The organism is Mesorhizobium sp. M4A.F.Ca.ET.090.04.2.1, assembly GCF_003999085.1.
GTDB lineage: Bacteria > Pseudomonadota > Alphaproteobacteria > Rhizobiales > Rhizobiaceae > Mesorhizobium.
On record NZ_RZOT01000537.1, the window covers coordinates 1 to 4171 of the forward strand.

The 4171-nt window shown below is 63.7% G+C and carries 2 protein-coding genes and 1 pseudogene; 1 reads left to right on the top strand and 2 read right to left on the bottom strand.

Features of this window, described 5'->3' with window-relative positions; translation table 11 throughout:
• Both EN781_RS27540 and EN781_RS27545 read right to left on the bottom strand, forming a co-directional pair.
• Positions 1 to 286, bottom strand: a pseudogene (locus tag EN781_RS27540) (sugar ABC transporter permease); the annotation flags it as partial.
• Between the two features lie 87 nt (positions 287 to 373).
• Complete coding sequence (locus tag EN781_RS27545; RefSeq protein ID WP_127400518.1) at positions 374 to 1726, bottom strand: extracellular solute-binding protein; 1353 nt, start codon at positions 1724 to 1726, stop codon at positions 374 to 376.
• 342 nt (positions 1727 to 2068) lie between these two features.
• Here EN781_RS27545 and EN781_RS27550 point away from each other — a divergent pair.
• Positions 2069 to 4171, top strand: a 2103-nt coding sequence (locus EN781_RS27550; RefSeq protein ID WP_145965655.1) for an EAL domain-containing protein, incomplete at its 3' end; no start/stop codon positions are given.

Sequence of the window (4171 nt, forward strand, 5' to 3'; positions counted from 1 at the left end):
TCAGGGTGGCAAGCACCAACGCGATGACCATGGCAAGGCCGGTGCTGATGCCGGCAAAGATCAGGCTGGCGGTGATCGAGTTCCAATAGTCGGTGTTGGCGAGGATCGAACGGAAATTGTCGAGCCCGACCCAGATGTTGCCGCCGCCCCAGGGTTGCTGCAGCGTCAGCGACCAGTAAACCGCCTGGCCGGCGGGCCAATAGAAGAAGGTGAAGATCAGGAGCAACTGCGGCACCGCGAACAGGATGCCGATCGACCATCTTGAGAAAGTGACGCGTTTTTCCATCGATCCGCCAAAGCCGCCGGGCGGCCAAGCCCTGATATGAAACGGCCGCCCGCCTGTTGTCGGCGGGCGGCCACGAAAAGCCGACGCTCAGGGCAGCGCCTTGTTCGCGTAGGTCTGCTGGAAGCGGTCGAGGATGGCGTCTCCATTCTTGACCAGCGTGTCGATGCCTTCCTGAACGCTGACCTTGTTGGCGAAGATCGCCTGCATCTGGGTGCCGAACTCGGCGCGGATCTGGGTGAAATTACCGAGACGGATGCCGCGGGTGATCTCGGTCGGCTCCGACGCGGTCAGGCTGGCGATGGCGACCTCGCGGCCCTTGTAGGGCGCCTTGTCGTAGAAGCCGTTGGCCTTCATGTACTCGAAGCCGGACTTCGCCACCGGGATGTAGCCGGTGTTGGTCGACCAGAAGAGCGCCGTCTTGGGATCATGGATGAAGTTGAGGAAGGCGGCGGCGCCTTTGTATTCCTCGGGCGACTTGCCGGACAGCACCCAGAGCGAGGCGCCGCCGACCAGCGAATTCTTGCGCTCGGTGCCGGCATAGACGGGCAGCTCGGCCACGTCCCAGCTCATGCCTTCCTTTTGCGTCTTGCCGACCGTGCCGTGGTCGCCGACCGAGGTCATGATGAGCTGGCAGGTGCCGGAGGCGAAGGCCTGCACCATGTCCTGGCCGAGGTCCTTCGACTTGATCTTGATCAGGCCGGCGTCGTACCACTTCTTGAGGTCGCCGACATACTGGACGAACTTGGTCTTGTTCATCTCGAGGCGGGCGTTGAGACCGTCATAGCCGTTGTTCTCGGTGGCGATCGGCTGGTTGTGGATGGCCGAGAACTGCTCCATCAATTGCCAGCTCTCGTTGCCGGAAATGTTGATCGCCATCGGGCAGTCATAGCCGGCGTCCTTCAGCGCCTTGAGGTCGGCGCCGACATCTTCCCAGGTCTTCGGCGCCTCGGTCTTGCCGATCTTGGCGAAGGCGTCCTTGTTCCAGTACATCAGCGCCGTCGAGGAGTTGAACGGGAACGACAGCATCTCGCCCTTCGACGTCGCGTAATAGCGCGCGATGCCGGGGAAATAGTCGCTGTAGTCGATCTTGTAGCCGTTCTCTTCCATCAGCTTGTCGGCCGGATAGTAGGCGCCCGACAGCATCATGGTGGCGGTGCCGACATCGTAGACCTGAACGACTGTCGGCTGCTTGCCTGCGCGGAAGGCGGCGATGGTGTTCTGCAGCGTCGCGTCATAATTGCCCTGGCTGGTGCAGACCGCCTCATAGTCGGACTGCGAGGCATTGAAGTTCTTGCACAGCGTGTCGACGACGCGCGCGAGGTCGCCCGAAAGGCCGAACCAGAAATCGAATTTGACGGGCGCGGCGGCGGCAGGCTGCGCCAGCGTCAGGCCAAGAGCGCCGGCGGCAAGGGCGGCAAGGCCCTGCTTGATGATCGACATGGATTTGATTCCCTTTTGAGTGGCTGGTGACATCAGGCTGTGCGCAAGTCCTTGCCCGCTCTCATAGAGAAGGTATGTGACAGTTCTGCTGTGGCCTGCGGGTCTGTGGAAAAGCCGATTGGCACGCGGACAGGACCGCGTTTCAAAGCCTCGCGAGTGTTTTTGACATCGGCGTCGGACAGGTGCGGCAGGCGATATTGCCGCCCCCGCATGAGATCGTCTCGGGCGCCTCTGCAACCGAACGCGCACGCCGTAGTTGCACGGGCAATAACTGATTCTTCAAGCGTCCAGCCCTAATCAATTTCATTGCTTGATTATTGCGGGAAGATCAGGTGACGCGAGATGTTGACGGTCTATAATTGTATCGTGCACGAGCATGATCTGAGATTGGTCGCACTGGCGGCACTCATCTGCGGCATTTCTTCCTTCTCGGCGGTCAATCTGCTTCGCCACGTCCACCGCTCGACCAATAGAAACCGCTATGCCTGGCTGATGATTGCCGCCACCTCGACCGGTTTCGGCATCTGGGCGACGCATTTTATCGCCATGATCGCCTTCTCGCCGGGAATACCGAACGCCTACAACACCGAGTTGTCGGTGCTTTCGCTTGCCGCGGCCGTCCTGCTTACCGCCGCCGGCATGTGGATCGCCACCTTGCGCGGCGGCATCGAGCACTACCTTGTCGGCGGCGCCGTGCTCGGTGTCGGCATCGGCACGATGCACTATACCGGCATGGCGGCGTTCGAGGTGCAGGGCCGGGTCGTCTGGGATCAGCTGCTTGTCGGGATCTCGCTGGTCGCCGGCATCACGCTTGCCGCGATGTCGCTTTTTGTTGCGCTGCACCGCCCCTCGACGCTGAGAACGGTCAGCGCCGCCGTGCTTTTGACGCTGGCGATCTGCACCTTGCACTTCATCGCGATGGGGGCCGTGTCGATCTATCCGGATAGCTCGATCGAGATCTCGCAATACACGATCGAGCCAATGTCGCAGGCCTTCGCGGCGGCCGCCGCCAGCCTGGTCATCCTCGTGCTTTCGGCGGCGGCCCTGTGGATCGACCTGCGCTTCCGCCGCCACCAGGCGGAGGCCGAGCGCATGCATGGCCTGGCCAATGCAGCGGTCGAAGGCCTCATCGTCTGCGACGGCACCCGCATCGTCAGCGCCAATGACAGCATCGCGGCATTGTCCGGCATCGCCTCAACGACACTGAACACCATGGTGCTCAGCGACCTCTTCGGCGAGCGTTCCGCCACCGCCATGGCCCAAGCGGACGGGCAGGCACGGGAAACCGACCTCAAGAGCCATGACGGCACCATGATCCCCGTCGAGCTGATCGCCAGGCCCATCGACTATTGCGGCAAGCCGCACAGCGTGGTCGCCGTGCGCGACATCCGCGAGCGCAAGAAGGCGGAGCAGGAGATCATCCGCCTCGCCCACTACGACCCGCTGACCGGGCTTGCCAACCGCCGCAGCTTCAACAGCCGGCTGGAAGCCGAGATCGCCGCGGCGGGCCGCGGCGGCAAGGACGGTCAGCTCGCGCTCATGCTGCTCGACCTCGACCGGTTCAAGGAAGTCAACGATCTGTTCGGCCATGCCGCCGGCGACGCGATGCTGCAGAAGGTGGCGCAATGCGCCTCGAGCAAACTTCGCCACGGGCAGATGCTGGCCCGCCTCGGCGGCGATGAATTCGCCATCATCGCGCCCAACCTCCCCGACCCACAGGCGGCCGGCCGTATCGCCGAGGCGGTCCTGGCCGCCATACGCGAGGAGAACCGGCTGTCGCCGGGCGGCGGCCTTGTGTCGGCCAGCATCGGCATCGCCCTCTACCCGCTGGACGCCGATGAGCAGGCGGCCCTCGTCAGCCACGCCGACACCGCGCTCTACCGCGCCAAGGCGGAGGGCAAGGACACCTATCGTTACTTCGAGGCCTCGATGGGCGCCGAGGCGCGCGACCGGCGAGTGATGGAGCACGATCTGCGCCAGGCGGTGGCGCGCGGCGAATTCCGGCTCGTCTACCAGCCGCAGAAGGAGATCAGCACCGGCAGGATGATCGGCTTCGAGGCGCTGATCCGCTGGCACCATCCCGAACATGGCGACATCTCGCCTGCCGTCTTCATCCCGGTGGCCGAGGACAGCGGCGCCATCATCCAGATCGGCGAATGGGTGCTTTCGGCCGCCTGCGAGGAAGCCGCCCGCTGGAAGAACCCGCTGATGGTCGCCGTCAATGTCTCGGCCGTGCAGCTGCACAATCCGAACTTCAGCCGCAAGGTGCATGAGGTGCTGTTGCGGTCCGGCCTGGCGCCCGGCAGGCTCGAACTCGAGATCACCGAGACGGCGCTGGTCAAGGACATGCCGCGAGCGCTGGCCACCTTGCGGCAGGTCAAGGCGCTCGGCGTCCGCGTCGCCATGGACGACTTCGGCACCGGCTATTCCTCGCTCTCCAACCTG

Coding starts and splice junctions, on each gene's coding strand:
- EN781_RS27545 (WP_127400518.1), bottom strand. CDS start 1,726: ATGTCGATCATCAAGCAGGGCCTTGCCGCCCTTGCCGCCGGCGCTCTT.